This is a genomic window from Streptomyces sp. iso_384, assembly GCF_056172905.1.
The window spans coordinates 7,695,091-7,720,896 of record NZ_JBWBTT010000001.1 but is presented as its reverse complement, the minus strand read 5'-3'; the positions used below and the strand labels follow the sequence as shown (position 1 = coordinate 7,720,896).

General features: G+C 70.4%; 23 protein-coding genes and 2 pseudogenes. 7 read left to right on the top strand and 18 right to left on the bottom strand.

Annotation, left to right across the window (positions count from 1 at the left end):
- Window positions 1–57: 57 nt before the first annotated feature.
- Window positions 58–3,207, bottom strand: a complete 3,150-nt coding sequence (locus AC0VY3_RS34975) for an AfsR/SARP family transcriptional regulator (RefSeq protein ID WP_475551519.1) — start codon at window positions 3,205–3,207, stop codon at window positions 58–60.
- A gap of 155 nt (window positions 3,208–3,362) precedes the next feature.
- On the opposite strand from AC0VY3_RS34975, the gene AC0VY3_RS34970 reads away from it, so the two are divergent.
- Entirely contained in the window at window positions 3,363–3,818 is a 456-nt protein-coding gene (locus AC0VY3_RS34970; RefSeq protein ID WP_475551787.1) for a hypothetical protein, read from the top strand.
- Between the two features lie 366 nt (window positions 3,819–4,184).
- Here the strand turns inward: AC0VY3_RS34970 and AC0VY3_RS34965 are convergent, their stop codons facing one another.
- The 5 genes and pseudogenes from AC0VY3_RS34965 to AC0VY3_RS34945 form a co-directional block, all read right to left on the bottom strand.
- Window positions 4,185–4,949: an SDR family NAD(P)-dependent oxidoreductase gene (locus tag AC0VY3_RS34965; RefSeq protein WP_103510624.1), complete on the bottom strand. Its 765-nt coding sequence runs from the start codon at window positions 4,947–4,949 to the stop codon at window positions 4,185–4,187.
- Window positions 4,950–4,976: 27 nt separating this feature from the next.
- A complete protein-coding gene (locus tag AC0VY3_RS34960) occupies window positions 4,977–6,377 on the bottom strand; it encodes an MFS transporter (RefSeq protein WP_475551518.1) in 1,401 nt (466 codons plus the stop codon).
- 99 nt (window positions 6,378–6,476) lie between these two features.
- Window positions 6,477–7,061 (bottom strand): TetR/AcrR family transcriptional regulator, encoded by a 585-nt coding sequence (locus AC0VY3_RS34955; protein WP_103510622.1) that lies wholly within the window; start codon window positions 7,059–7,061, stop codon window positions 6,477–6,479.
- Window positions 7,062–7,130: 69 nt separating this feature from the next.
- Window positions 7,131–7,608: pseudogene (locus tag AC0VY3_RS34950) on the bottom strand (LuxR C-terminal-related transcriptional regulator); the annotation flags it as partial.
- A gap of 26 nt (window positions 7,609–7,634) precedes the next feature.
- Window positions 7,635–7,988 (bottom strand): DUF6193 family natural product biosynthesis protein, encoded by a 354-nt coding sequence (locus tag AC0VY3_RS34945; RefSeq protein WP_146065905.1) that lies wholly within the window; start codon window positions 7,986–7,988, stop codon window positions 7,635–7,637.
- A gap of 118 nt (window positions 7,989–8,106) precedes the next feature.
- Here AC0VY3_RS34945 and AC0VY3_RS34940 point away from each other — a divergent pair, with 118 nt between their 5' ends.
- Entirely contained in the window at window positions 8,107–8,322 is a 216-nt protein-coding gene (locus AC0VY3_RS34940) for a DUF6243 family protein (protein ID WP_475551517.1), read from the top strand.
- Window positions 8,323–8,545: 223 nt separating this feature from the next.
- Here the strand turns inward: AC0VY3_RS34940 and AC0VY3_RS34935 are convergent, their stop codons facing one another.
- The 8 genes from AC0VY3_RS34935 to AC0VY3_RS34900 all read right to left on the bottom strand — a co-directional run bounded on the left by AC0VY3_RS34935 (window position 8,546) and on the right by AC0VY3_RS34900 (window position 17,620).
- Window positions 8,546–8,857, bottom strand: a complete 312-nt coding sequence (locus AC0VY3_RS34935) for an NIPSNAP family protein (RefSeq protein WP_103510619.1) — start codon at window positions 8,855–8,857, stop codon at window positions 8,546–8,548.
- Between the two features lie 76 nt (window positions 8,858–8,933).
- Window positions 8,934–9,344, bottom strand: coding sequence for an Imm50 family immunity protein (locus AC0VY3_RS34930; RefSeq protein WP_103510618.1), 411 nt, complete (start codon window positions 9,342–9,344; stop codon window positions 8,934–8,936).
- Window positions 9,331–9,816 carry an Imm50 family immunity protein gene (locus tag AC0VY3_RS34925; protein WP_242738434.1) on the bottom strand — a complete coding sequence of 162 codons (486 nt, stop codon included), beginning with the start codon at window positions 9,814–9,816 and terminating at the stop codon, window positions 9,331–9,333. The genes AC0VY3_RS34930 and AC0VY3_RS34925 overlap by 14 nt, the downstream gene beginning before the upstream one ends.
- Window positions 9,803–14,428 carry a putative T7SS-secreted protein gene (locus tag AC0VY3_RS34920; protein WP_475551516.1) on the bottom strand — a complete coding sequence of 1,542 codons (4,626 nt, stop codon included), beginning with the start codon at window positions 14,426–14,428 and terminating at the stop codon, window positions 9,803–9,805. The genes AC0VY3_RS34925 and AC0VY3_RS34920 overlap by 14 nt, the downstream gene beginning before the upstream one ends.
- Window positions 14,428–14,985 (bottom strand): hypothetical protein, encoded by a 558-nt coding sequence (locus AC0VY3_RS34915; protein WP_103510615.1) that lies wholly within the window; start codon window positions 14,983–14,985, stop codon window positions 14,428–14,430. The genes AC0VY3_RS34920 and AC0VY3_RS34915 overlap by 1 nt, the downstream gene beginning before the upstream one ends.
- Window positions 14,985–15,398, bottom strand: a complete 414-nt coding sequence (locus AC0VY3_RS34910) for an SseB family protein (protein WP_103510614.1) — start codon at window positions 15,396–15,398, stop codon at window positions 14,985–14,987. The genes AC0VY3_RS34915 and AC0VY3_RS34910 overlap by 1 nt, the downstream gene beginning before the upstream one ends.
- A gap of 486 nt (window positions 15,399–15,884) precedes the next feature.
- The gene (locus AC0VY3_RS34905; protein ID WP_475551786.1) at window positions 15,885–16,223 is read right to left on the bottom strand and encodes a thioredoxin family protein; all 339 of its coding nucleotides are present in this window, start codon (window positions 16,221–16,223) and stop codon (window positions 15,885–15,887) included.
- 257 nt (window positions 16,224–16,480) lie between these two features.
- Window positions 16,481–17,620, bottom strand: coding sequence for a PucR family transcriptional regulator (locus AC0VY3_RS34900; protein WP_475551515.1), 1,140 nt, complete (start codon window positions 17,618–17,620; stop codon window positions 16,481–16,483).
- An 86-nt stretch (window positions 17,621–17,706) separates the two neighbouring features.
- Here AC0VY3_RS34900 and AC0VY3_RS34895 point away from each other — a divergent pair, with 86 nt between their 5' ends.
- The 3 genes from AC0VY3_RS34895 (at window position 17,707) to AC0VY3_RS34885 (ending at window position 20,551) form a co-directional block, all read left to right on the top strand.
- A complete protein-coding gene (locus tag AC0VY3_RS34895) occupies window positions 17,707–18,762 on the top strand; it encodes a ferredoxin reductase (RefSeq protein ID WP_475551514.1) in 1,056 nt (351 codons plus the stop codon).
- 7 nt (window positions 18,763–18,769) lie between these two features.
- Window positions 18,770–19,888: a fatty acid desaturase family protein gene (locus AC0VY3_RS34890; protein ID WP_475551513.1), complete on the top strand. Its 1,119-nt coding sequence runs from the start codon at window positions 18,770–18,772 to the stop codon at window positions 19,886–19,888.
- 483 nt (window positions 19,889–20,371) lie between these two features.
- The gene (locus tag AC0VY3_RS34885; protein ID WP_475551512.1) at window positions 20,372–20,551 is read left to right on the top strand and encodes an alpha/beta fold hydrolase; all 180 of its coding nucleotides are present in this window, start codon (window positions 20,372–20,374) and stop codon (window positions 20,549–20,551) included.
- A 220-nt stretch (window positions 20,552–20,771) separates the two neighbouring features.
- Here AC0VY3_RS34885 and AC0VY3_RS34880 read toward each other — a convergent pair whose 3' ends face one another.
- Window positions 20,772–21,443: a nucleotidyl transferase AbiEii/AbiGii toxin family protein gene (locus tag AC0VY3_RS34880; protein WP_475551511.1), complete on the bottom strand. Its 672-nt coding sequence runs from the start codon at window positions 21,441–21,443 to the stop codon at window positions 20,772–20,774.
- Entirely contained in the window at window positions 21,440–21,787 is a 348-nt protein-coding gene (locus AC0VY3_RS34875; protein WP_103510609.1) for a transcriptional regulator, read from the bottom strand. Before AC0VY3_RS34875 ends, AC0VY3_RS34880 begins: the two co-directional genes overlap by 4 nt.
- A 522-nt stretch (window positions 21,788–22,309) precedes the next feature.
- Here AC0VY3_RS34875 and AC0VY3_RS34870 point away from each other — a divergent pair.
- Together AC0VY3_RS34870 and AC0VY3_RS34865 are read left to right on the top strand one after the other, a co-directional pair.
- Complete coding sequence (locus tag AC0VY3_RS34870; protein ID WP_475551510.1) at window positions 22,310–22,573, top strand: hypothetical protein; 264 nt, start codon at window positions 22,310–22,312, stop codon at window positions 22,571–22,573.
- A gap of 27 nt (window positions 22,574–22,600) precedes the next feature.
- On the top strand, window positions 22,601–22,789 hold the full coding sequence (locus tag AC0VY3_RS34865; protein ID WP_475551509.1) for a hypothetical protein: 189 nt from the start codon (window positions 22,601–22,603) through the stop codon (window positions 22,787–22,789).
- Between the two features lie 71 nt (window positions 22,790–22,860).
- Here the strand turns inward: AC0VY3_RS34865 and AC0VY3_RS34860 are convergent.
- Together AC0VY3_RS34860 and AC0VY3_RS34855 are read right to left on the bottom strand one after the other, a co-directional pair.
- Window positions 22,861–23,094, bottom strand: a pseudogene (locus AC0VY3_RS34860) (IS30 family transposase); the annotation flags it as partial.
- 91 nt (window positions 23,095–23,185) lie between these two features.
- On the bottom strand, window positions 23,186–25,726 hold the full coding sequence (locus tag AC0VY3_RS34855; RefSeq protein WP_475551508.1) for an ABC transporter permease: 2,541 nt from the start codon (window positions 25,724–25,726) through the stop codon (window positions 23,186–23,188).
- Window positions 25,727–25,806: the final 80 nt, after the last annotated feature.

Sequence of the window (25,806 nt, the reverse complement as noted above, 5' to 3'; positions counted from 1 at the left end):
TGTCACATCGCGGAATACGTCGGGTACACGCCGGGAACCCCCACCGGCCGGGCACGCTCAGTGGATCGTGTCCCGCAGGGCGGCTGCCTCGTCGTCCAGGTCCTTCGCGACGCCCGGGTCTCCCGCCGCCGCCCGCAGCCGGGCGAGCTTCTCCAGCACACCCGCGAGCAGATACGGGTAGTCGATCCCGCGGGCCACCTCGACCGCGTGCTCCCCCCGGACGATCGCGGCCGCCAGGTCATGGGCGGCGTCAGGGAGCCCGTACAGACGGGCGTCGAGCAGGTCGACGAGAACCCGGGTCTCGAACATGGGGTCATGGAGTGCGCGCGCGACCTCGACGCCTTCGAGGAGCCGGCTCCGCGCCTCGGCGTACTCGCCCCGGGCCAGGTGGAGACAGCCCCAGGCGTGGGCGGTGTAGAACGGCCCCGACGCCCCGATGCCCCGGGCACACTCGGTCAGTTCGGCGAACGACTCCTCGGCCTCCTGGTGCCGGCCGAGTGCGAGCTGCGCCTGGCCGAGCCAGTAGGTGTCCCGTGCGATCAGGGCCCGGATCCCCTGCTTCCGCGCCCCGGCGACGATCTCCGCGAGGACCGCCGCCGCGCGTTCCGGACGGCCCGCCTGCAGATGGGCCAGGCCGACCTGGGAGTACGCGTGCAGTGCCGCCGCCGCCTGACCGCCCGCGTCGAGCCGTTCGTAGGCCTCGCGGCCCGCCGTGATCGCCTCGGCCAGACGGCCGTTGGGCACGAGGAAGAACGGCGCGTTGCTCAGCGCCTCCAGATAGCCCCGCCGGTCCCCGATCCGCTCGAACAGGCCCATGGCCTCGGTGTTGGACTCCTCCGCCGGACCGTAGCGCCGCCGGGTGTAGAGAAGCCCGGCCATCGAGATGTGCAGCCGGGCCCGGCCCCGCAGATTTCCCGCGGCCCTGGCCAGGCCCATCGCCGTGTCGTAGCACTCCTGCCAGTCGTCGAAGTACCGCTCCGTCTCGAACAACGCGTGCCCGCCCACGGCCAGTTCCCAGCACAGCTCGTCCCGGCCCAGCTCCGCGGCCTGCCGTACACCTGCCACCAGGGAGGCGCGTTCCGCGTCCAGCAGCTTCATCGGCGGTACGGAGGGCGGCAGGCCGGCCTCCACCCGCGCGGGCTCCCACCGGTCGGCGTCCTGCTGGAACATGTTCTGCCCCATGTGGTCACGGTCGGCGATGTCCGTGAAGGCCAGCAGCGCGCCGAGGACGCGGACGACGGACCCGTCCCGGGCCGCCGCCGTCTCCTCCGCCTCCGCGCGCTCCCGGGCGTACGCGCGGATCAGGTCGTGGAACGCGTAACGTGCCTGTCCGTTCGGCGTTCCGGAGGCATCGGGCAGGCGGGCGTCGAGCAGATGGACGTCCACCAGCTCGTCGAGGAGCTCCTGGGCCTCCCGCAGTTCGGTGTCGACGGCTGCCGCTGCCGCCCAGAGCGGGAAGTCGGGCGCCTCCAGCAGCCCGAGGAGCCGGAACAGCCGTCGTGCGCCGGGCCGCAGCACCTCGTAGCTCAGCCCGAAACTGGCCCGTACTTCCAGGTCGCGATAGCGCAGCGCGTCCAGCCGGTGCTGTTCGTCCGCCAGCCGGGACACGAGGTCCGCCGGCCGCCAGTGCGGCCGGGACACCAGGAGCGACCCGGCGATCCGCAGCGCGAGCGGCAACCGCGCGCACAGCCGGACCAGTTCGGACAGCTCCGCCCGGGATGCCGAGGCGAGCCGTCCGCCGGTGCTGCCGCGCAGCAGGGCCGTACTGTCGGCCTCGGACATCTCACGGAGCTCGACCCGGTGCGCGCCGCCCAGACCTCCCAGCCGTACGCGACCGGTGGCGATCACCCCGCAGGTACCGCTCGCCGGCAGCAGGGGAGCCAACTGCTCCTCGTTGCAGGCGTCGTCGAGCACGACCAGGATCCGCCGTTCCGCGAGCAGACCCCGGTAGAGATCCACGCGCTCCTCCGGATCGTCCGGAACGGCGGTGGCGGGCACTCCCAGCGCACGCAGGAAGCGGCCGAGCACGGCGGTCGCGGAGGCCGGCTGCGTACGGGTACCGGCCAGCGCCGCGAAGAGCTGGCCGTCGGGGTACGCGGACCGCAGCCTGTGCGCGGCCTGCACCGCGAGGGCGGTCTTGCCGACCCCGCCGGGGCCCGAGACCGTCACCGTCGCGGCGGGCTCGTCGGCGGCGTGCCCCGTACGGAGCACCGCCTCGATCTCCGCCAACTCGCGCTGCTGCCCGCTGAAATCACCGAGCGCAGGGGGCAGCATCCGGGCACGGGCGACGTCCGGCCGAGCCCGCTCCTCGGCCACGAGCACCGCGAGGTCCGGCGCAGGGCCGGGCGCCGGGTCCCCAGCCGTGCCCGGATCAGCGTCCGCGGCCGTGACCGCCGTCCGGTCCGGCGCGGCATCGTGGGCCACGACGGCCACCCGGTCCGACGCGTGAGCCGCGACCGCCGCGCGGTCCAGTGCGGGATCCTCGCCGAGGATGGCCCGGTGCAGGTCCCGCAACCGGTGCCCGGGCTCCAGCCCGGTCTCCTCGACCAGGACGTCCCGGACCTGGAGATAGGCCAGCAGCGCGTCCGCCCGCCGGCCGCAGCGGTACAGCGCGAGCATGAGCTGGGCCCACATCCGCTCGCGGGACGGGTGCTCCATCGTCAGAGCGGTCAGCTCACCCAGGACCTCGCCGTGCCGGCCGAGCCGGAGGTCGACGTCGACCCGCTCCTCCAGTACGCCGAGCCGCAGTTCATCGAGTCGGGTGGCCTCCGACCGCAGTGCCGGTACGTGGGCGATCTCGCCGAACGCCGGGCCCCGCCAGAGCCCCAGGGCCTCGTCGAAGAGCCGGCGCGACCGCTCGTGGTCACCGGCGGCCGGCGCGGCCCGGGCCGCGTCCGCCAGATCCTCGAAGCGTGCCGAGTCCAGCTCACCGCGGTCGGCGCGCAGCCGATAGCCCCGGCCCTCCCGGGTGATGCGCCCCGGATCCCCCAGGCGACGCCGGAGGCGGTGGACGTAGGTCTGCACGTTCTTGGTCGCGCTCTTCGGCTGCTCCGCGCCCCAGACCGCCTCCACCAGAGCGTCATCGGTGACCGTCCGGCCCGGCCGGCTCAGCAGGACCGCCAGGAGCATCTGCCCTTTCGGCGTGCCCAGTTCCAGCGGTACACCGGCCCGCCGCACGGTCAGCGGGCCCAGTACCCCGAAGTCCACAGCAGCCCCCCCGTCCTCGACGGCAACTCTAACGACCGCCGGTCGCACAGGGTTCGCGCCCGCCAGTAGAGTTCGATGCTTGTTCGATTCGCTGCGAGGTGGGGGGATGGCTGGTGGGCGCACAACTGAGAGACACCGCAGAGGAGCTGGCGGCGATGCTGTGGCGGGAGCACACCGTGTACCGGGAGCGGTCCGGGGGGATGGTCATCCGGGGTGAGCACGTGGAGCGGTGGATCAGTCTCGCCCCGGCGGGCGGCTCGGGCGAGGTCCTCGTACGCGCCGGGCGCATCCTGGACGGCGGCACCACCGCTCCGGCCCGTTCGGAGGCCGTGGTGCCCCTCTCCGCCGGCACGGGCCCGCTCGCCGCGACCTGCCGACGCCTGCTGGCCGAGACGGCGGCCGACGCGGTACGGGTGCCTCAGGGCCCGGCGGCGTCCGGGCGGTCCGACCGGCCCGGGCGGTCACAGCGCCCCAGTCGGTCCCGGAGGTCCGAGCGGCGGAACGGCAGGGAGAGGCACACCGGTTTCGGCTCATGGGTGATCGTGGCCTGCGTCGTGGGCGTGATCGCCCTGTACGTCTACAGCGCCTACGGCACCGTGCATCACTACTGACCGGTCGAGTTCGACGGCCAGGGTGCCGATGGGGCAGCCGTACCGGGCGGCGATGTCGCGCCGGCCGACCCAGGCTTCGGTCAGGGCCTTGAGCCGGTCGAGCGGGCCGGGCAGTCCGTCCAGCCGGATCGCCAGGTTCACTCCCGCGTCGCCGAGCGTCGCGCCGACCACCGCGCCGACCGAGCCGAGCGGAGCCGCCCCCTCGTTCTCCGCCGCCGGCGGGCGAGCTCGTCCAGGAAATGGGTCGCGCGCAACCTGCCTGCCTTCCGGTGGCCCCGACTCCGGCGGCACGGCGGCACGCCGGGCGCCTGCACCCGGCCCGACGCGGCCGGGCTCGGCGCCGCCGGATCCGGGAGGCGGTCGAGCTCAGGCGGCGGCGCCCCCGTCGATGACCAGGTCGCCGCCGACCACGGAAGCGGCGTCCGGCGAGGCCAGATACAGCACGGCCGCCGCGACCTCGGCGGTGGAGGAGACGCGCCCCAGCGGCGACGCGCCCTTCATCCGGCCGGCGCGGTCGGCGTCGGTCTCGCCCGGCAGCAGCGACATGGTGGTGGCGGACGCGCCGGGGCTGACGGCGTTGATGCGGATGCCGTCGGCGATGTGGTCCAGGGCGGCGGCCCGGGTCAGGGCGGAGACGGCGGCCTTGGTGGCGATGTAGCCGGCCACGCCCGGGACACGGCTGTGCGCACCGAGGTTGGAGGCGATGTTGACGATCGCACCGCCCGTGGGCTGCTCGCGCATCCGGGCGACTTCGGCCTGGAGGCAGAGGAACACCCCGGTGACATTGATGTCGAGCAGCGTGCGCCAGTCCTCCTCCGGGAGGTCGCCCACGGGTGCGCCGCCCCTGAAGACGCCCGCGTTGTTGACGGCGACATCGAGGCTGCCGAAGTGTTCGACGGTGCGGCGGACCAGCGTCCTGACGTCCTCGGAGCGGGTCACGTCCGCGGTGACCGCGGCCGCGGACCCGCCCTCCTTCTCGATCAGGGCGACCGTCTCGTCGAGCGGTCCGGCGGTACGCCCGGCCGCGACCACCGAGGCCCCCTCGGCGGCGAAGGCGAGGGCGACGGCCCGGCCGATGCCGGAGCCCGCGCCGGTGACGAGGACGGTCCTGCCGGTGAAGCGTGCGGTCATGGTGACGACTCCTGGGTCGGTGTGCGGTTACGTGGATGGCTGTTCGGTACGGGTGTTGAGGAACGCGGCGGCGGCGAGAACGGCCGCCGTCGCGGCGAGCGAGGCGGGGTCGGAGCCGAGGGTGAGCAGGGCGGCGAGGACGACGGTCGGGCCCAGCTCCATCGCGGTGTTCATGACGCCGCCCGCGAGCCCGGTCTGCCGCGGCTCCACCCCGTCGGTCGCGAGAACAGCGGCCCCCGCGAAGGAGGCGGCGGCCCCGGCCGGCAGCAGGAGCAGCCCGGGGAGGAGCCCGTACGCGTACGGGATGTGCGGCGCCAGGCCGGTGAGTGCGAGCAGCGCGAGGCCGCTCGCGGCGACGGCGAGCCCGGCGGTGGTGACGGCGGGCGCCCCGTACCTGGCGATGAGGGGCCCTGCCGTACGGCCCGAGACGAGCAGCGCCACCGCGAAAGGAACGAAGGCGGCGGAGGTCTGCAGCGGCGGCCAGCCGCGCTCCTGCTGCAGATGGAGCGAGAGGAGGACGAACGTCGTGGCGGTCCCGGCGGCGGTCAGACCGACGGCGGCGAGGGCGAGGGCCCTGCGGCGGTCGCGGAGGAACGCGAGCGGGAGCAGCGGGTCGTGGGAGCGGCGCTCGGCGGCCAGGAACGCCACGAGGAGCGCGGCCCCGCTGAGCAGGGGAACCAGGACGGCCGTCGAACCCCAGGGGCGGGCGTCGGTGAGGACGAGTCCGTAACTGGCCAGGGTGATCCCGGCGGTCGAGAGCAGCGCGCCCGGCAGATCCAGGGAGCGGCCCGGGCCGCCGACCGGTGTCACGGGAAGCAGCCGCGGCCCGAGGGTGAGGGCGAGGACGGCCACCGCGACCGGGACGGCCTGGGTCAGCCGCCAGGACGCGAACGCCGAGACGGCTCCGGAGAGCAGATGCCCCGCGGTCGCACCGAGCATCGAGAGCCCGCCCCAGGTGGCCATCGCCCGTCCGTACGCGGCGGGTCGGGGGAAGAGCGCGCGCAGTACGGACATGGCGGCGGGCGCGGCGAGCGCGGCGCCCACGCCCTGCGCGAAGCGGGCGGCGAGCAGCGTGCCCGGCCCCGGGGCGAGCAGCGCGGCGAGGGACGCGGCGGTGAACACGAGCAGTCCGGCGGTGAGGGCGCGCCGCCCGCCGAAACGGTCGGCAACGCGGCCGCCGAGGAGTAACAGCCCGGAGAAGGCCAGTCCGTAGGCGGAACTGAGGAGGATCAGGTCGGCCCGGTCGAGCGAGAACGCACGGCCGATCCGGGGCAGCGGCACGATGAGTGCGGTGAGCGCGAACAGCAGCGCTGTCTGCACGGTGCCGAGCAGCGCGAAGGCGGGCCCGGGCGCGGACCCGCGCGCGGGGGAGACGGCCGACGTCGTGGCGGCCTCGGCCGTGGTGTTCCAGCGCGGTGTATCAGCCATTGCTCCCCCGGTATTTGACTGATCGTTCTGTTATGGGTCCATGAAGTCACCCCGGTGGGGGTGGTGTGCGGTTGCCGAGCCGGGCGGCCGGGCGGCCGTTCAGTCGAGCAGGGCCAGCGCCTGCTCGGCGGCGTCCCGCACCCGGCCCGGGTCGTCCGACGCCTTGCCCACGACCCGCAGACCCTGCATCAGTACCAGAAGCATCCGGGCGAGCGCGCGCGGATCGCGGCCCGTGGGCAGCTCGCCCTGCGACCGGGCCCGTACCAGTGCCGAGTGCAGCAGGGTCTCGACGTGGCTCCAGCTCGCCTCGACCCGACGGGCCGCCGCCGGGTCGTGCGGGCCCAGTTCGGCGGCCGTGTTGGTGACGAAACACCCTTGGGTGCGGTGGTCGTCGGAGTGCGCCTCGGCGGCGAACCGCCGCACGAGGGCCCGTACGGCGGGCAGTGCGGGGCCGGGCTGGGACAGCTCTCCCAGCAGGCCCGGATCGCGGTTCTCGTTGTACCGGTCCAGTGCCTTCAGGTACAGCTCGTGCTTGTTGCCGAAGGTGGCGTAGATGCTGGCGCGCCCGATGCCGAGGTGTTCGACGAGGTCCGCCATCGAGGTCGCCTCGTAGCCGCGCCGCCAGAACAGCTCAAGGGCTGACTGCAGGGCGGCTTCGGGGTCGAATTCCTTGGTCCTGGCCACGCTCGAACTCTAGGCGATACTGAAACGATCGGTCAAATATCGTCGAGGATGCCGAGGGCGCCGACCGGATCAGCGACGGCCCGGCGGGACCAGCCCCGCCTCGTACGCGGAGATGGCCGCCTCCACCCGGTTGCGTACGCCCAACTTCGCGAGCACCGCGCTGACATGCGCCTTCACCGTCCCTCGACCAGGTGCAGACGCCCCGCGATCTCCGCGTTGGACAGCCCGCCCCGATGCCGGCCAGCACCTCGTGTTCCCGTTCCGTCAGCCGCTCCGGCGAGCGGTGGGGGTGCGCGGCCCGGTGCGCGCGCAGCCCGGCGATGACCCGGCCGGCGACCCGCGGGAAGAGGTAGGCCCCACCGGCGCCCACTGCCCGTACCCCGTTGAGCAGTTCCCTCGGGCCGTCCGCCTTCAGCAGGAAACCGTCGGCGCCCTCCTCCAGGGCGCGGGTGACGTACTCGTCCTGACCGAAGGTCGTCAGCATGATCACGCCGACCGGCGGCAGCTCCCGGTGGAACCGCGCCACCGCCGTCAGGCCGTCCAGGCCGGACCCGGACCGGAACGCCGTGTGCATCATCGGGAAGGGCCGCAGTCGTCAGGAAGACGGGCGGCGATCAACGCGTACGCCTCCTCGACGGTGTCGACCTCGCCGAGCTCGGTACGGTCGGAATCCCGGAACACTCGGTAACCACCCTTGAACAGCGGGTAGGCCGTCGCGACGTCACGTGCGTACGGCCACCGGGTGCTCCGGCGGAGGAACAGCACCCCATGGCCGACCATGGGGTAGAACTGCCGTAAGGACAGGTGGGAGTACGCGGTCCGAGGTACGGCCCGATCGATGAGATCGGGGTCGCAGGACAGCACGTCGGCCCACTTCGCGGCCACGCTCTCGTCCGCGCTCCCGGCTTCCTCTTCGATGCTCTCCATGAATTTCGCGACCTCGAGCATTCCGGAAGATCCGACAGGTGGCCTACCGGGCGCTCGTCGATGCCTGCCCCTCACCGATGATTGCGTAGATCGCTCCACACCAGTACCGGGAGAACCCATGACCGTGAGCAAGAACATCAACAACCCCGTGGGCCAGGGCGGCGGGCAGCGCAAGAGGCAGTCCCGCGCCGAACGCCAGAACAACGGCCCGCACCGCAACCTCGACCGTCAGAGTGCTGCCGAGCAGAAGGCGGAACTGGTGCGCAAGATGCGCGAAAAGGCGGCCGGGGCCGAAGGCGCCGGAGAGACGGGCGACGACACCAGCCGGAACTGACGCGACTGACGCACCTGCCGCGACGTGCCCAGGGCGGCGTCCACCGGTGCGGAGGGCCGGCGAGGACGCGGTCAGAACCAGTGCGGACAGTGAGGAGAGCGCTCGGCACGGAAGAGGGCGTCGGCCAGGGCGGCCGCGCCCGGGCGGTGGGCCCGGGCGGTGGGCCCGGGCGGTGGGCCCGGGCGGTGGGCCCGGGCGGTGGGCCCGGGCGGTGGGCCCGGTCCTAGGACAGACCGTCGAGCGGCCTGAGGAAGCGGCGCTCGTAGCGCTTGATGCAGCGGGTGTCACGAGCCAGCTTGAACGCCTGCCGGCACTCGGGGTCGGTCATGCTGTCCGATCGATACTGCTCGTACGCGGCCAGACTGGCGAAGGAGAACAAGGCGTAGGCGATGTCGCTGTCGCCCTCGCTCGGCAGGAAGTAGCCGTGGTGCGTCCCGCCGAACCGATTGACGAGCCGGACCCAGCGGCGACCGTACTCCTCGAAGTCCTCAAGCTTGTCGGCGTCGATCTCGTACTTCAGGTGAATGGTGATCATGCGTGCATGATGCCGTGCCACGGACGGGTACCACATCGTCTCCAGGGTGCGCACAACGGAAGCGGCGCGATGCCGGTCAGGGCGAGCCCTGGAGGTATACGCGGATCCGGGTCACCGCGGACGTCGCGGCCGAGAAGCTGATGGAGCGGCTCCCGCTGGTCACCGAGACCTGTTGCCGGCCGGTGTCGGTCACGACGACGCCCACCGTGCGGTCGCGCGTGTCCGGAGGCTCCGCCGCGATGCCCGTGATGCGCAGCTCGTCCACGCCGCTGAACACGACGAAGAACCGCACCGTGTTGTACCGCTTCTCCTCCCACTCCTCCCTGGGGTGGTCCGGTAGCCGCGGGGTCTCGAAGCCGAGGGTGACCGAGGTGTCCCGTTCGTCCACGTGCACGTAGTACAGCGGGCAGGAGGAGAGGTCCGGCTGCGTCTCGTAGAGCGCCGCCAGCTCGGGCCAGAGGGGAAGGTCCATCTCAGAGGTGCTCATAGAAGGTGTTCACATGGGTCTCGGGGACGGTGGGGAAAAGCTTGCGTTCCAGGATGCTCGTGAACTGGTGCGGGCCGGCGTCCTCGCCGTCCGGACCCAGGGTGAAGACGCTCAGGCGCCCTGCCAGAACATCCGCGTTGGAGGTGTACGACACGTCGAGCTCCGTCGCCGCCACGCGTACGGCCAGCCGGTGCCGGGGCAGGGGCGCGAGCACGACGTCGGCCGTCACCGGCGGACGCCACCCCGTCATCTCGAAGTCCTCCACGTGCGAGAACGCGAGGTGGCACTGCAGGGTGTCACCCGGTCCCCGGTCCCAGCGGTCCGGAAACCGGGGAAGGTCCAGGCGCAGCGTGACCACCGAGCCCCAGGCATCGAGGTGCACCGACCGCAGTCGGACTCCCGACAGCTCGGGAACCTCGTCGTAGTACGGTGCGAAGACATCCCGGTTGGGGACGAGATCAGTCCAGGTCATAGTAGTAATGCTCCTCCGCTCCTTCGATCTGTCCATTCCGGGTGTCGTCCCACGGCCGGACGTGGACGTGCGCCGGCTGGTAGCCGGGCTCGCCCGGTTTCTGGTGCCCGAAATGGTGGTCCTGGAAGACCACCACATCGCCGTTGGGCAGCTCGTACCACTCTTCGAGGTAGTAGATCGGCCGACCGTTCGCGTCCAGTTGCTGGCCGCCGCCCTGGTACTCCGGCTTGGTCGCCTTCGTGTACGGATAGCTGTTGGTGGGCTCCATGCCCTCCGGCACACCGGCGTCGCGCAGCGCGGCCGCCTTCGCCGTGGCCAGGTCTCGCCCCACCTTTGGCGGGCAGTCCGGTGCCAGCCCCAGCGGGTCCGACCAGGTCAGCGGGTTGCGGACGTAACTGGACGGGTTGGGCGCGGGCCCCAGGCCGAGTGGGTCGACCGAGAGGTATCGGGCCGTCTCCGGGTCGTAGTGGCGGAAACGGTTGTAGTGCAGCCCCGATTCGGGATCGAAGTACTGGCCGGGGAAGCGCAGCGGGGTGTACGCGGCGGCGTTCTTGTTCCACTCGGTCGTGCCCCACACCGTGGACCGGGCCCGCCAGGCGATCTCGCCGTCCTCGCCGATCAGTTCCTGTGGAGTGCCCACCAGGTCGGTGACGATCGAGAAGAAGCGGCTGTCGATGAGCCCTTGGTCGGCCCCGACGAGCCGTTCGGCCTGCGCGAGGGGCTGGAAGCCGTCGTGCTCCCAGGTCAGCGTGACTCCGTACGGGGTGCCGGCGGTGACGGTGGTCTGCTCGCAGAGGGTGTTCCCGTCCCAGGTGAAAGTCACCTCTTCCGCGACCGTCAGACCGTCGGCCGCCAGCCGCCGCTTGGCGATCCGGCGGCCCAGCGGGTCGTACTCGTATGTCCAGCGTGTCCCGTCCGGAGTGGTGAGAGCCAGCAGCCGGTCCTCGGCATCCCACTCGTAGCGCCAGGTATCGGGCTTGCGGGAGAGCCGGACCCGCTGCCGCAGGACGATCCGGCCGGCCGCGTCGTACTCGTAGCGGATGCCGCCCGCGCGGATCAGACGGGTCCCCTCGTAGGTGCGCGCTCCCGTGGCGTCCGGGCCGCCCGGACCTGAGCCGGGCCACGAGGCGTCCGTCTGGTTTCCCGCCTGGTCGTAGGCGTAGCGCTCGGTCCAGCCCGCGGCGCTCACCGCGGTGATGCGGCCGACCGTGTCCAAGGCGAAGCCGCGGTCACCGGCGAGCCGGTCCTCGATGCCCAGCACGTAGCCGTCGGCCCGGTAGGCGTACCCGCGTCGCTGCAGCGTGCGGCCTTCGGCGCCGTGCACGTGTTGCTCCCGGACCCTGCCGAGCTCGTCGCGGGCCAGGTCCAGTACGGCCGTGGCGCCCAGGCCGCGGCGGGTCTCGCGACCCGCGGCGTCGCGTTCGAAAGCGATGCGGCGGCCGTCGAGGGTCAGCTCCGCCCCCCGGCCCGCCGCGTCGTACGCCCACGTGCTGACTCCCCCCGACGGGGTGGTACGGGAGACCACCCGGCTGAGCGCGTCGTAGCTGCGGGTGAGTTCGCGGCCGTTGACCGTCTCCACGCGGATGCGCCCCGCTGCGTCCCGGACGAAGCCGAGCTCCGTGCCGGGGGCGAAGATGCCCGCCAGCCGGTCGGAGTAGTCGTACTCGTACCGGGTGACCACACCCCCGGAGTCCTTCAGCGTGCGGTTGTCCAGAGTGTCGTACTCGTACCGGATGACCTGTCCGGCCGCGTTCTCGCGCGCGACGACCCGGCCCGCCGCATCGTGCGCGTAGCGGATGGTCCTGCCGTCGAAGTCCGTTTCGGCGACGGTCCGGCCGGCCGCGTCGTGTTCGTACGTCCACTGGAGGCCTCGGGGGTCGGTGACCGACAGCAGCCGCAGCTCGGCGTCGTGGCCGAACTCGTGCCGCGCGCCGTCCGGACCGGTCCGGGCCGTCAGCACGTCGAAGTGGGAATACTCGGATGTGGTGACACCGCCGAGCGCGTCCTGGTGGCGGACGCAGTTTCCCTCGCCGTCGTACGTCCACGCCTGATCGGCCCCGTCCGGCTCGACCCGGCGGGCCAGTCTGCCCTCGGTCGTCCACTCCAGCCGGGTCGCGTGGCCCAGCGCGTCGGTGATCCGCACGGCCCGCCCGAACACGTCCCGTTCGTACCGGGTGACGGCGCCGAGCGGGTCGGTGATCTCTATCGGGAGCCCGGCCCGGTCGCAACGGATCCTCGTGACGCCGCCGAGGCCGTCGGTGACCTGGGTCAGGTGGCCGTGGTCGTCGAACGCGAAGCGGGTGGTGGCTCCCACCGGATTGGTGAGCGAGGTGCGGTTGCCCCGTTCGTCGTAGGTCTGGCGCCATCCTGTGCGGTCGCCGCGCCGCTGCCGGACCGGGCGGCCGTGCTCGTCGTAGTCGGTGCTCAGCTCCTTGCCGTCCGGGCGGAGCACCGTGACCAGTCGGCCCGCGTCGTCGCGTCCGAAGCGGGTGGTGCGGCCGATGGGATCGGTGAGCGTGACGAGCCGGTCGTGCCGGTCGTGGACGAAGCGGGTCACCCCGCCGAGTTCGTCGACGTGGGCCTTCACGCGGTAGCGGTCGTCGACCAGGTAGCGGCGCGTGTGGCCGGCGCCGGTGGTCGCGGTGGTGACCCGTAGGCCGGTCTCCGGGTCGACGGTGTCGTAGGAGAGGGTCAGGGCCATGTGGCCCTCGGTGCCCCCCTCGCGGACGCAGCGGTCCCGGTCGTCGTACGCGTAGTCGTAGCGGCGGTGGTTGGTATCGGTCCAGGAGGTGATGCGGCCGAGTTCGTCGTAGGTGAAGCGCAGCGGCAGGCCCGAGGAGTTCGTGACTTCGCTCAGGTTTCCGTCGGTGTAGCCGTAGGCGAGGATGCGCGGGCCGCCGGTGAGGTGCAGGGCGCTGATGCGGCCCTCGTCGACGTCGAAGCGCAGGTGGTACCCGGCACTGTGGGCCATGCCCAGGGGTGTGCCGTCGGCCGCGTACTCGAAGAGGATGACGTTGCCGTTGCGGTCCTCCAGTTGCGCGATCGGTGCGATGCCGTCCTGGGCACCTTCGGCGGGCGGGCTGAAGATCCGTACGTGGCCGTTCGCCGGATCGGTCAGCGTCCAGTCGCCGTCCGGAGTGCGGGCCAACGGCATGCGCGGGCCGGAGGAGGGCAGAACCGGCTCTCCGGGGGCCGGATGCGGATAGGCCAGCACCAAGCCGTCCTCCGCGACGAGGACCACGCCTTCGGCGTCGATCTCCAGGTGCTGGTCGATCGTGGAGGACCACATGGGGCCGAACCAGCGCCCGCTCTTGTAACCCGCCTCCGCCCGACGGGTGAACGCCATCGGGAGCGTACCGGGCAGCACGATGTCCGTCTGTGGCAAGAACATCCGGCCGGTGGCCAGGTCGACGGGGTCGGTGCCCTCGCACTTCTTGTCGCAGTCCGGGGTGTCGGACTTGTGCGGGCCTTCCTCGTCCAGCCCCTTGCGGCCGGGCTTGAGGTCATCGGCGTGCCTGGCGACCGTGGCACCCTTCTTGACCGCGCCGAGGCCCTTGGTACCGACGAGTTCCGGGATGAGTTTGCCGATGCCCTCGCTGGGGTCCTTCATGAACTCGTTGACCATCTGCTTGCCGGCGCCCATGGGATCGTTGACGGCCACGGTCAGCCCGGCGACGGTCGAATTGAGGCTGGTCTGGTACTCGGCGGGGTGGGTCAGGTTGTACGGGTCCATCGGGTTGACCGAGCGGACGAAGTTCGCGAGACCCGCGGTGCCCTTGACGACACCGCCTGCGAGATGGGTTCGCGCCACCTCCAGGTAGTCCATCCCGTCCTTGAGCTGTTCCGCGTACGAGGGCTTGGGCGGAGCGGCGTCCCGCGCCGCGCGAACCGCTGTTCGTGCCGTCTCGGCGACGTCGTTGCGCTGGGTCCGGGCGGTGTCCAGTCTGTCCTGAGCGGCCTTGATCAGCGGTCCGGCGGGATCGGTGAAGTGCTCCGACGGCCTCGGCGGCAGTGTGTCCTTCTTCGCTTCGACCGCGGCGTTGTAATCGGTGACCGACTTGTCGTAGGCCGTGCGCGCGTCCTGCGAGGCCTTCTTGGCCCTGTTGTACTCCTCCAAGGCCTCCTTGGCCTGAGCCTGCGCCCACTCCACGGTCTCCGCGAACCGGTTCATCGCGTCCGCGGCTTTGCCGAAAGCCTCCGCGGCCTTGAACCAGCGCGGTGGCTCCTTGGCTATCGCCTTCTGGAACGCGTCCGCCGACGCGCCCTTCAGACCGTCGCCCTGCAGCCCCTTCAGGCCTTTGCCGACCATGGTGAAGGAGGACTCGAAGTCATTCAGGTGCGAGACCTGGGCACGGATCTTCGACACGCTGCCGTAGACCAGTTTGTTCGGGTCCTCGGTCTGCCCGAGCTCCAGCTCCGAGACGTCCGCCCCGAGCCGGTTGGCGGCGGAGCGGCTCTTGTCGCGGATCCAGTCCCCGGCCTCGTCGAGCCCGACGTCCTCGGCCACGCCGGCGGCCTTGTCCCCGGTCCATTCGATCGCGTCGCCGACGTCCTCGGCCCGGTCCTCGACCCAGCCTTCCACGGGATCCGGTACGAAGTCCTTCCAGCCCATCAGCTGCCGTCCCCGTCGGCCTGGTCCAGCAGATCCTTGATCGAGCCGATCTTTCCGCTGGAAGTCAGCTTGTCCCCCGTGTCCGACCAGGTCTGCTTCATGTCCTGCCGGCTCTTCTCAAAGGACTCCGCGCTGTAGTCCGGCTTGTAGACGTCCGCCCGCCAGATGTCGTCCCAGCTCTTCTGCTCGATCTCGTCCTCACTCGCGTGCGGATTGCCGTACGCCGAGTTCGCCGCGACCTTGAACGCGCCTTGCAGGTACTGCTCTTCCTCCCACACCGTGCCCGCCGCGATCCCGAGGTTCCCGGCCAGCGTGCTGGCGTTCTGCACGAGACTGCGCACGCCCCACTCCCAGCGCTCGCAGAAATCCTCGAAGTCGGTGGCCAGACCCATGTGCCCGGCCTCCATCCCCGTCATCGACAGGTCCTCGAAACCCGAACCCATGGATGCGCCCGCCGCGTCACCCGTCTCACGCAGCTCGGCAATGGCTTTGCGCAGACCGTCCTGGATGTTCTTGACGGCGGCGGGCGAGACCTCCAGGTCTCCGTCGCCCGCCATCAGAGGGCACCCGCGAACTCATCGTCCGCATCCACCGCGCACCGGTCGGGGACGATACCCACGACGGGAGGGAACAGCATCGAGGCATCCTCATCCGCGACATCGACGACCACCCCGGTCGGACCGTCAACCGTGGGAATCACCGCATCGACCAGGCGGGCACCCAGGATCGAGAGGAACTCCCACTCACGGGGACCGGCCCCGGCACCGCGCGCCTCCGCGAACCTGGCCAGCGCCTCCTCGTCCGTGAACGCGTAGATCCAGCGCACGCCGCCCTGCCATCCCGACATGAGACCGCCGCCCTCACTCCCCGACAGCGGCACCAGCAGTGCCGTGCGGCGAAATTCCCCGAGCAAACGACCCGAATGCCCCGATCCATCACGTACAGCGGCTATTTCCTCGGCCAGTCCCATCAAGCGCCCCGTCCCCGAAGGCAGTTGGCAGCCCTCGATTCGCAGATGTTACTCAGGCGAGCAGCAGCCGGGCAGTACTACATCCTCGCTCCGTGCGCTCGATGGCCCGTGCCCTCCAAGGGGGTGCCGGTCGGCGGCTTGGGGCGCCTTCGCCCGCACCCGCCCTCATGGTGCTCGCCGGACCGGATCGGCGCCTCCAGTCACCGGGCATGCGGTGCGGGAGTCCTCAACAGGTCCGGACAACGGCGAAGCCCCAGGTTGCTGACCCGGGGCTTCGTGGAAGAGCGGGTGACGAGAATCGGACTCGCGCTCCGAGCTGGGGAATCAGCGGTTCTTGAGCGGTCGTCCCGGCTTTGACCTGCACGGTTGGCCGAGACGCACAGGATCGGGGCGGCCTGGATGCACCGTACCTGACCACTGGTGCTCGTTCTGCTGGCACGGATGGGGCACGAGCGGAGGCGGCGGTCCGGGCGCCGCAGCGGCCACTCAGAGGTGAACGTCCAGGAACTTCCGTACCTCGTCGATGGTCATGGGTCCCGTGCTGTGCGCCACTGCCGCTCCCTCCTTCAGCAGGAGGCAGGACGGGGCTCCGGTGATCCCGTATCGCTCGGTTGCCGCCGGGCAACGCGTGATGTCGGTGCGGACGACCGTCAGGCGGCCTGTGCAGACGGCGGCGATGTCGCCCACGACGACATCCATCACCCGACAGGGCTCGATGGCCTTGGGCCAAGCCCCGGTGAAGTATGCGAGAACCGGAACCGTGCTTCTCCCGAGGATGAAATCAAACTCCGCGTCCTCACGAGGTCGGTGAACCAGTCGTGTCATGGAAGCTCCTGAGCTCACGTTACGTACTCCATCCCATCATCCCTCGCGCGGTGTGCCAGGTCGGCCCCGGCCGGTCGTCCGGCCGGCTGCCGGGAGGGCGGTACGGGCCGTTGCCGGACGGCGGTGGTCCCTGGGACGAGCGGCCGGCCCCTTGTCACGACGACCGGAAAGCCGTTCTCCAGGGTCAAAGCGGTTTGGCACCGGGAACGAGCACGGTTTCCGGACGCTCGCGGACGCGGCGGTGGACGGGTGACGCGTCAGCGGACCCGGAGACCGACCGCCAGCGTCAGTTCGAGGACCCGGTGTGGTGATGCGAGATCGGGAAACAGCTCCCGCAGCTGCGACATCCGGTAGCGAACCGTCTGGGGATGGACGAACAAGGCCGCCGCGACCTCGTCCCGCCTGCCCTGGTGCAGCAGCCACCCCCGCAACGTCTCCTCCAGCCGTCGTGCCGTTGCGGCAGGCAGGGTCTGCAACGGTGCGAGGGCTCGGGCGCGCAGGTCGGCGAACGCGTCCGCGTCGGCGCTGAGCACCAGGTCGGGCAGGTGGTCCTCGGTGTCGCGAATGTCAGAGGAAAGGGAGCGCGCGCGCAGGGCTCGTGCGTACGAGGCGGACGCGTGGGTCCATGGCCGGGCCGGGCCGACCACGGCGGCGCGGTCGGTCAGCTGCCGTAGGAGACGTGATCGGTCGGCATCGGGGACGAGGAGCACACCGGTGGCATCCGGCAGATCGTCGAGGACGAGGGTGCTCGGGTCCAGCGTCCGGTAGGCAGGCCGGGCCTGGGCAGCGGGCAGCAGGACGGCGGTCAGCGAAACCGGAGGCTGCCACCTGGCCCGCTGGCCGGAGGCCAGCAGCACGTCCGGGCTCGCGCCGGCGAGGAGGTCGCGGGCCAGGTGTTCCAGGTGGCGCTCGTGGGCTCTGCCCCGGGCGGCCAGTTCGTCGGCGTGGCCCGCGGCGCTCGCGGCGGAGAGCTCGTCGATGTAGGCGAAGGTCAGCTCGGCGAACTTCGCGACCTCGGCGGCGGGCAGACCCGCGGGCACGGCACCCGCTGCCAGACAGCGCCAGGCGACCCGGGCGCCGACGCGGTAGGCGCTGAGCAGGGCGTCCATCGAACGGCCGTCGCGCACCTCGCCGCGGCCCAGCTCGTAGGCGGCGTCCCCGGCGTCGCCGCCCGTGGCGTTCCCGCTCGCAAGGTCCAGGTAGTGCCCCAGGGCGGTGCGGACGGATCTGCGGATGGTGGCGCCCATGCGGCCCGACAAGGCATGGGCGTAGGGAGGAACCTCGTCGATGATCGCCTGGACGACTTCGTCGGCGGTGGTCTTCAGTGCGGCCCGAAGGACGGTGACCGTCGTCTCATTCAGGGTCAGTTCGCTGGCCCTGCGGATTGCGTAGCTCATTTTTTGTTCCCTGCGAACAATTCAGCCGACCAGATTTACGTCCTGTGGTCAGGACTTTACGCCCGGAGGCGCAGCAAGCTGGAGTCATGACGAGTGGAGCCCTCCGCGGCAGGGCGTGGAAACTGCTGGAGATGGTCACGACGCCGCTGCTGCCGTCGGACTACCTCGACCTGGTCAGCCCGCTGCGTGCGGGCGCTGACCTGTGTGGGCGCATCGAGGCCGTGCACTCCGAGACCGATGACTCCGCGACTGTCGTGATCAGGCCGGGGCGGGGCTGGCGCGGCCACACAGCAGGCCAGTACGTGAGGATCGGGGTCGACGTCGACGGAGTGCGCCTGTGGCGTGCCTACTCCATCACCTCGCCGACGAACCGCCGGGACGGCCGTGTCACGATCACCGTGAAGGCGATCCCGGACGGCAAGGTCAGCAACCACCTGGTCCGCAGGGCGAAACCGGGCACGCTGATCCAGCTCGACCAGCCGACAGGTGACTTCGTACTGCCGCGGGCCAAGCCCGCCAAGGTGCTCTACCTGACGGCCGGCAGCGGCATCACGCCCGTGATGGGCATGCTGCGCGACATCGAGCTCGACGACGTCGTCATGGTCCACTGCGCGCCACAGCCTCAGGACGTGATCTTCCGCAAGGAACTGCACGGCCTGGTCGCGGACAGGAAGCTGCGGCTCACCGAGGTGCACACCGACACGGACGGCAAGCTCGACATCGCCCGTCTCGACGAACTCGTGCCCGACTGGGCCGCGCGCGAGACCTGGGCCTGCGGGCCCGCAGGCCTGCTCGACGCCGCCGAAGAGCACTGGACCGAACAGGGCGTCCGAGAACGCCTGCACACCGAACGCTTCCGCCCCGGCATCGTCGTCGCCGGCGACGGCGGCGAGGTCACGTTCAGCGCCACCGGCAGGACCATCGTCGCGGACGGCGCCACGCCGTTGCTCGACATCGGCGAGGAGGGCGGTGTGCTCATGCCCTCCGGGTGCCGTATGGGCATCTGCTTCGGCTGCGTCACGCCGCTCAAGGCCGGCGCTGTCCGGGACCTGCGTACCGGCGAGATCACCGAGGCCGAGCCGGGCGTCCTCATTCAGACCTGTGTGTCCGCCGCGGCGGGCCCCTGCGACATCGAACGGTAGGAGCACCTTGACCGCCATCGACCCCACCGCCCACCTGACCGCGGAGCAGATCGAGGAACTGGGCCGCGAACTGGACGCGATCCGCGACGAGGTGATCGCCGACCGCGGCGAGAAGGACGCCGCCTACATCCGCCGGGTCATCTCGGCGCAGCGCAGGCTGGAGCTGGTCAGCAGGGGTGTGCTGCTGTTCTCGATCTTCCCGCCCGCGTGGCTGATCGGCACCGCCGGGCTGTCCGTGGCGAAGATCATGGACAACATGGAGATCGGCCACAACGTCCTGCACGGTCAGTGGGACTGGATGCGCGACCCGAAGATCCACTCCACCACCTGGGAGTGGGATCACGTCTCGCCGTCCGATCAGTGGAAGCACTCGCACAACGAGCTGCACCACACGTACACCAACGTGATCGGCAAGGACAACGACCTCGGCTACGGCATCATGCGCGTCGACGAAGACCAGAAGTGGCACCCCTTCCACCTCGGCCAGCCGCTGTGGAACTTCCTCAACGCCTGCTTCTTCGAGTACGGCATCGCAGCGTACGACCTGGAGCTCGGCAAGAACCTCGGCAAGCACCGCCGCAAGAACCCGGAGTTCCGCGCGCGGGCCAGGGCCGTGGGCCGCAAGATCCGCAAGCAGGTGCTCAAGGACTACGTGATCCACCCGCTGCTGTCGGGCCCCTCATTCCTCACCACACTCGCCGCCACGTTCACCGCGAACCTGGTCCGCAACGTCTGGACCCACTCGGTGATCATGTGCGGGCACTTCCCCGAGGGCGTACAGGTCTTCGAGCGCCGGTCGATCGAGGGCGAGACCCGCGGCCAGTGGTACCTGCGTCAGATGATGGGCTCGGCGAACATCAGCGGCAGCAAGGCCATGCACTTCATGACCGGCAACCTGTCGCACCAGATCGAGCACCACCTGTTCCCGGACCTGCCGAGCAACCGGTATGCCGAGGTCGCGGTGAAGGTGCGCGCGCTGTTCGAGAAGTACGAGCTGGAGTACGTCACCGGCCCGCTGCCCAAGCAGGTGTTCTCCGCGTGGCACAAGGTCTTCCGGCTCGCACTGCCGAACAGGCGGCCCGAGGTCAGAACGCCTGACCGTGAGCAGGACCTCATCGCCGCCTGACTCCCGGCACGGGTTCAGACTCTTCGACCGTACCGGGCTTCCTGGAAGGAGACCGCGCCCGGCGGCAAGGCTCGGCACCGTCTCACACACCGATCAGTGAGTCGTGGACACGCATCGAGAACTGACTGGCCGAGCACGCGCGGCAACCTGCGCAGGGCCGTCGCCACCCGCGGATCCGGCACACATCGCCGCGACCGAACGCGTCATCGGCCGGCTGCTCCCCAAGCCCTCGGTGACGTCACTGCTTCGCGTCTCCGTGGCCGCCGGGCGATGAGGTCGAGCCCGTTGCCTCCCGCGACTGCCGGCCCGCCGAGTGAGCGGAACGGGCACGCCGTGAGCTGGTCCCCGTTCGTATCGCGGAGCTGCTGGGGCCGGCCGGCCGGCGGGTAGCCCGTGTGCTGCTCATACACGTCCGGGGCGAGACCACGCCAGGGACGCCCGGCCGGGCGCTCTCGACGCCATGACGCGCGCTGAATCCGGCCTGTGAGAAGGAAGAAGCCGAATGCCGCACACGACGACGCCTGGCAGCTCCTGCCCGGGGTCAGAGCGCCCAATCTCGTCGTGCACGGCGGCGACGACCTGCTCAATCCCGCCGCCAACGCCCCCCTGCTCGCGAACCGCGTCCCGGGCGGCTGGCCTGGGCCTCAGTCGTGGAGCGGGTGACGAGTATCGAACTCGCGCTCTGATCTTGGGAATCAGCGGTGCTTGGGCTACCGAAGGTGCTCTGACCTGTGCTTTCCCGTTGGACGGGATGGTTGGCTACGGTTCCTGGAGCCGTACCTGACCGCTGTTGTCCGCCCAGCTGGGCACGGATGGGGCATGGCCGCTGAGGTCTGAACGGCCCGATGCGCATCCCGCCGAGCGTCCGGCCTTCATGCGGCCATCAGTCTTCGTGCGGAGCTTCCAGCTCCTGGAGTCGTTCGCCGATGTCGTCGCCCCATGCCTGTGCCCACTGCCGCAACCCGGTGATTGCCTGCTCGTCGAGCCCGTAGGCGGCGAATTCTGTGTCGTCGATCCAGTCGGCTCCGCCCAGTCGGGCTTGTAGCTCGCTCAGGTCGAAGGAGTCGCGCGCATGGCGCCTTCCGAGCTCTTCGAGTTCGACATGGCTCCAGCGGTTCGCAGCAGCCTGCACGTCGATCAGGTCCCTGGCGAGTCCGCGGTCGGCCAGTGCGCGGACCTTGGTCCCGACGACATCTTCGAGGGACAGCACCAAGCCGTGCTCGGTGCGTACGGGCGGACGCCAGAGTGCTTCCTTGAGGATGTCGACCTCGCACTCTTCACGGCTGGCAGGGTCGGTGACGATCAGGCGGGAGGAGAGAGGGTCCGTTTCCAGAGCGCTGACCTGCCACCCCCGTTGTTCCAGGCCCGTTCGCACGGAGGTGGCGATGTCCTCCATACGATCGGGGTTCTCGGTCGCGACGTCGAGGTCCTGGCTGAGCCGGTCGACCAGGCCGTGTGCCTGGACCGCGTAGCCGCCGGTTAGCGCCAGAGGGTAGGAGCTGCCTACGGCGAGCACGTCTGCAAGCAGGCGACGGTGCAGGTCGGTGAGGTTCACGCAGCGGCCCGGGCGCTGTGGGCGAGTTCGTCGAAGGAGCGTTCCCAGACTTCACGGGCATCACGGCTGATCAGTGTGCGCAGTGTGGGCCACAAGGTGACGAGGAGGCCGCGATTGAGATACCGGGCCAGATCATCGTGCTGGCCCTCGGCCAGCACGATGCGGTAGTAGCTCATTCGCAGTCGGGGCTGGTCGAGGTCGAACGTGGTCAGTCCCGACCATGCCAGGTGAAGTGGCAGGCTCACTACGCCGTGCTCGGGGCCGGCAAGCTCGGAGAGTGCTGCGGGCAGGCGCCGGGCGAACTTGGCGCGGCGGAGATCGGAAAGGCTGGGCTGTGATGCCATACGTCGATTATCCAGAGAGAGGCCACCGAAGCCGACCCGGACGGCGGCCAGGCGCCGCATACGAAGAAGCCCCGGGCGGCTGGCCTGGGCCTCTTTCGTGGAGCGGGTGACGGGTATCGAACTCGCGCTCTGATCTTGGGAATCGGCGGTGCTTGAGCCGTTGTAGAGCTCTGAACTGCACTTTCGTGCTGGACGAGGTGTATGGCCACGGTCTGGCGGAGCCGTACCTGACCGCTGTTGTCCGCTCTGCTGGGCACGGATGGGGCACGGCCGACGTGGGCCGAGTGGCCAGGCGTGCATCGTGCAGGGGCGTCCGGCCTTCGTGCGGCCATCAGCCTTCGTGCGGAGTCTCCAGCTTCTGGGGCCGTTCGCCGATGTCGGTGGCCCATACCTGTGCCCACTGGCGCAGCCCGGTGATCGCTTGTTCGGTCGTCTCGACCCCGCACCGCGCACACGGGCCCGGGTCACCCTCGATCGCCCGGCCGTCCGGAGCACGGGCGTGCCTGAGGCGTCTGCGCCGAGGTGGAAGGGCTGTTCGGGGAATCCCAGCGGGGGACCTACGAGCTGTTCGGCTGGGTTGCAGAGGCAGAAGCGCGCGGTTGGATCGGCAACCGAGTGTGGTTGGTGCCGGACGACGAGACGCTCGATCCCTGGCTGCTGGAGGACGCGGAGAGCGTAGGCCGGCCCCTGAAGGCAGACAGTCTCGTCATCACCGGCTTGGACGACTACGAAGGCCCACCCGAGGGACGCAGGTGCCGAGTGCGCATGCACGACGGGCACCGCTGACTGGGCTCCTGTTCAGAATTCGCCCGCGTGCTACCGCCCGAACAGTCGCGGCACCCGCTTGTCCTGCGAGGGCTCGCCCAGGGTGATCAACTGCGAGCAAGGCTGATCAAGGGCACCCGGCGGGCGCTGGACCTGGAGCTGGCAGCCCTGGAGATACAGGACGACCGGGGCGAGCCGGTGACCGAATGCCGGCTCTGGGCCAGAGTCAGCGCCTGACGTCTCTTTCCTTCGGGACGGACGGATCTACCTGAAGCTCGACGGAGAGCTCTTTACGCCCGTTCCCGAATACGCGACGTGCCGGAAGGCGGCACCACCGTGTAAATCGGGTGGTGCCGCCTTCTGCCGGCGGTCGGCACCGCGGCCGTTACGCCACTTGTGCCGGTTCGCCGGTCGATACCAACGATCCGGAAGGCTTCCGTGCCGCTGTATCCCTGTTGCACGAGCCGGGAGTATGCCTCCCGCTCCCGCCGCAGCTTCACTGGCCCCTGCGCGGTCCGGACTTCGCGGATCTCGAAGTCCATCGCACCCCTTGATCTGGAGTGTTGCAACGACCCCTAGCTAGAACCCAAGGGGGATGCGGGGCCCTTCGCCATCCTGCGTAGGGATCCGGTGTCACTCGGTCTTGATGGCCGTCAGCATGTTGAGCTTCGCCGCGCTCCGGGCCGGCCAGAGCGCCGCCAGCACACCCACCAGTCCCGCGAGCACCAGGAAGATCCCGATCCGCTCCCACGGCAGGACCAGTACGTAGCCTGGGATCGAGCCGCGGACCGTCTCGCCGATCGCCCAGGCCAGGAACGTACCGAGCCCGACACCGACCAGCGCGCCGAAGACCGAGATCACGACGGCTTCGAGCCGGATCATGCGCTTGACCCTGCGGCGGTCCAGACCGATCGCCCGCAGCATGCCGATCTCCTGCTGGCGCTCGAAGACGGACATCGCGAGGGTGTTGACGACGCCGAGCACCGCGATGATCAGGGCAATGCCCAGCAACCCGTACATGATCTGCAGCGCGGTGTTGAGCATGCCGCCGTACTGGTTTCTGATGTCCTGCTGGTCGGCGATGCTGATTGCGGGGTTGTCGCCCAGCGCGTCCACCAGAGCCAGTTCGTTGGCCTCGGTCGCGCCGCCGTCCATCGACACGTAGACCTTGGGCGTGTACGGGCGCTCCTCGTGGGGCCCCACCAGGTCCGTGGAGATGAGGGTCGGTGACGCGAACTCGTTGGGCTCGTACGTGGCGCCGATCTTCAGCCGCGTCGTCTTGTCGTCCTCGTACTTCACCGTAACCGTGTCGCCGGTCTTCCAGCCCCGGGACTTCGCGGTGTCCGAGGCCACCGCGATGGCGTCACCGCTCAGTGAGTCCAGCGAACCGGTCTCCGTCTTCAGGGTGAGCAGCTGCTGGATATCGCCCGGAGTCACACCCGAAGCGGAGCTGTCCTTGCCGTCGATCACCAGGTTCGACGCCCGCTGCGGCGAGACCGCGCTCACGCCCGGCGCCTTCTCCAGCGCCTTGACCACCGACTCGTCGAGACCGGCGGCACGGACGGCCATCGTGATCTTGTAGTCGGCCTTGATGTTGTCCGTGGTGCTCTTGTCGACGGCCGCGCCCAGCGTGACGCCGAGGATTGTGAGGCCGGTGACCAGGGTGAGGCCGATGGCGAGCGCGGACGCGGTGGCTCCCGTACGGCGCGGGTTGCGCACCGCGTTCTGCCCGGCCAGCTTGCCCGCGACTCCGTACAGCCGGTTCAGCAGCGGCTGGACGAGCGCGACGATCGGGCGCGACAACAGCGGGATGAGCACGATGACGCCGACGAGCGAGAAGAAGGCACCGGCGCCGATGAGCGACCTGCCGTCCTTCCCGACCCCGGCGCCCGCGATGATGCCCGCGGCGCCGATGAGCGTCAGTACGACGCCGATGGAGTTGCGCAGGACGAGCGACTTCATGGTGGCGACGGCGTGCACGCTGCTCATCGCGGCGACCGGCGGGATCTTCGCGGCCCGGCGGGCGGGCAGCCAGGCGGCGATCAGGGTGGTCACCACGCCGACACCGAAGGCGGCGGCGGCGGCGGTGGGCGTGATCATCAGCGGTCCTGCGGGCAACGCGCCGAACTGGCCCATGGCCGACCGCAGTCCGACGGCGAGACCGACACCGAGGACGAAGCCGATGGTGGACGCGACGAGGCCCACGATCAGCGCCTCAGCCATCACCGAGCGCTTGACCTGGCTGCGCGAGGCGCCGACGGCGCGCAGCAGCGCCAGCTCCTTGGTGCGCTGGGCGACCAGCATGGTGAAGGTGTTGGAGATCAGGAAGGTTCCGACGAAGAGCGCGATGGCGGCGAAGGCGAGCAGCATCTGGTTGATATCGCTCAGCTCGCGCTTGATGTCCGCGGCCTGCTGGTCGGCGAGCTGCTTGCCGGTCTGGACCGTGGCGTCCTCGGGTACCAGCGACTCGATCTCGCCACGGATCTTCGTGTCGGAGGCGCCGGGCGTCGCCGTGACGTTCGCCATCTGGAAGTAGCCCGGCTTCAGGAAGAGCTTCTGGGCGACCGACAGGTCGAAGAGCACCAGGCTCCCGCCCGCGTTCACGGCACCGTCCTCGGTGGTGAAGATGCCGGAGAGGGTGTACTCCTTCACCGGCTCGTTGGTGGCGACCCGGACCAGCTGGCCGACCTTGTACTCACCTCTCGACGCGGTGTCTTTGTCGAGCGCGACCTGGCCGCCCTCGGTGGGGCCGGTGCCCTCGCCGAAGTCGTACGCCGGGTCCTTGCCGTTCTCGCCGGGGGCGAAGTTGGTACCGGTGTTGGACCAGCCGTTGCCGATGAGCTTGCCGTCGGGGTCGGCCACACCGGCGAAGCCGTTGACCCGGGGCGTGACGGAGGCGACGCCGTCGATGGCGCCGATCTCGTCGAGGACCTTGGGGCTGAGTCCGGGCTCCGGCTTCTTCCCGTCGACCTCCTTGTCGTCGGAGAAGTAGGTGGTGACGGAGACGTCGACGTCCTTGTAGCTCTTGGCCGACTGCTTGTTGAAGGCGCTGCCGAGGGTGTCGGTGAAGACCAGCGTGCCGGAGACGAACGCCACGCCGAGCATCACGGCGAGCACGGTCATCAACAGCCGGGCCTTGTGCGCGAGCACGGTGCGCAGGGCGGTACGGAACATGGTGGGAGTCCAGGTGAGGTGGGCAGGGCGGAATGACCGCGCGGCCGGAGGGAGGTCGGCCGCGCGGCCGGGTCTCGGCG

Excerpts from the sequence above, each read along its gene's own strand:
- AC0VY3_RS34970 (WP_475551787.1), top strand. The coding sequence starts at position 3,363 with ATGCTGTGGCGGGAGCACACCGTGTACCGGGAGCGGTCCGGGGGGATG.
- AC0VY3_RS34965 (WP_103510624.1), bottom strand. The coding sequence starts at position 4,949 with ATGACCGCACGCTTCACCGGCAGGACCGTCCTCGTCACCGGCGCGGGC.
- AC0VY3_RS34960 (WP_475551518.1), bottom strand. The coding sequence starts at position 6,377 with ATGGCTGATACACCGCGCTGGAACACCACGGCCGAGGCCGCCACGACG.
- AC0VY3_RS34945 (WP_146065905.1), bottom strand. The coding sequence starts at position 7,988 with ATGGAGAGCATCGAAGAGGAAGCCGGGAGCGCGGACGAGAGCGTGGCC.
- AC0VY3_RS34940 (WP_475551517.1), top strand. The coding sequence starts at position 8,107 with ATGACCGTGAGCAAGAACATCAACAACCCCGTGGGCCAGGGCGGCGGG.
- AC0VY3_RS34935 (WP_103510619.1), bottom strand. The coding sequence starts at position 8,857 with ATGATCACCATTCACCTGAAGTACGAGATCGACGCCGACAAGCTTGAG.
- AC0VY3_RS34930 (WP_103510618.1), bottom strand. The coding sequence starts at position 9,344 with ATGAGCACCTCTGAGATGGACCTTCCCCTCTGGCCCGAGCTGGCGGCG.
- AC0VY3_RS34925 (WP_242738434.1), bottom strand. The coding sequence starts at position 9,816 with ATGACCTGGACTGATCTCGTCCCCAACCGGGATGTCTTCGCACCGTAC.
- AC0VY3_RS34920 (WP_475551516.1), bottom strand. The coding sequence starts at position 14,428 with ATGGGCTGGAAGGACTTCGTACCGGATCCCGTGGAAGGCTGGGTCGAG.
- AC0VY3_RS34915 (WP_103510615.1), bottom strand. The coding sequence starts at position 14,985 with ATGGCGGGCGACGGAGACCTGGAGGTCTCGCCCGCCGCCGTCAAGAAC.
- AC0VY3_RS34910 (WP_103510614.1), bottom strand. The coding sequence starts at position 15,398 with ATGGGACTGGCCGAGGAAATAGCCGCTGTACGTGATGGATCGGGGCAT.
- AC0VY3_RS34905 (WP_475551786.1), bottom strand. The coding sequence starts at position 16,223 with ATGACACGACTGGTTCACCGACCTCGTGAGGACGCGGAGTTTGATTTC.
- AC0VY3_RS34900 (WP_475551515.1), bottom strand. The coding sequence starts at position 17,620 with ATGAGCTACGCAATCCGCAGGGCCAGCGAACTGACCCTGAATGAGACG.
- AC0VY3_RS34895 (WP_475551514.1), top strand. The coding sequence starts at position 17,707 with ATGACGAGTGGAGCCCTCCGCGGCAGGGCGTGGAAACTGCTGGAGATG.
- AC0VY3_RS34875 (WP_103510609.1), bottom strand. The coding sequence starts at position 21,787 with ATGGCATCACAGCCCAGCCTTTCCGATCTCCGCCGCGCCAAGTTCGCC.
- AC0VY3_RS34855 (WP_475551508.1), bottom strand. The coding sequence starts at position 25,726 with ATGTTCCGTACCGCCCTGCGCACCGTGCTCGCGCACAAGGCCCGGCTG.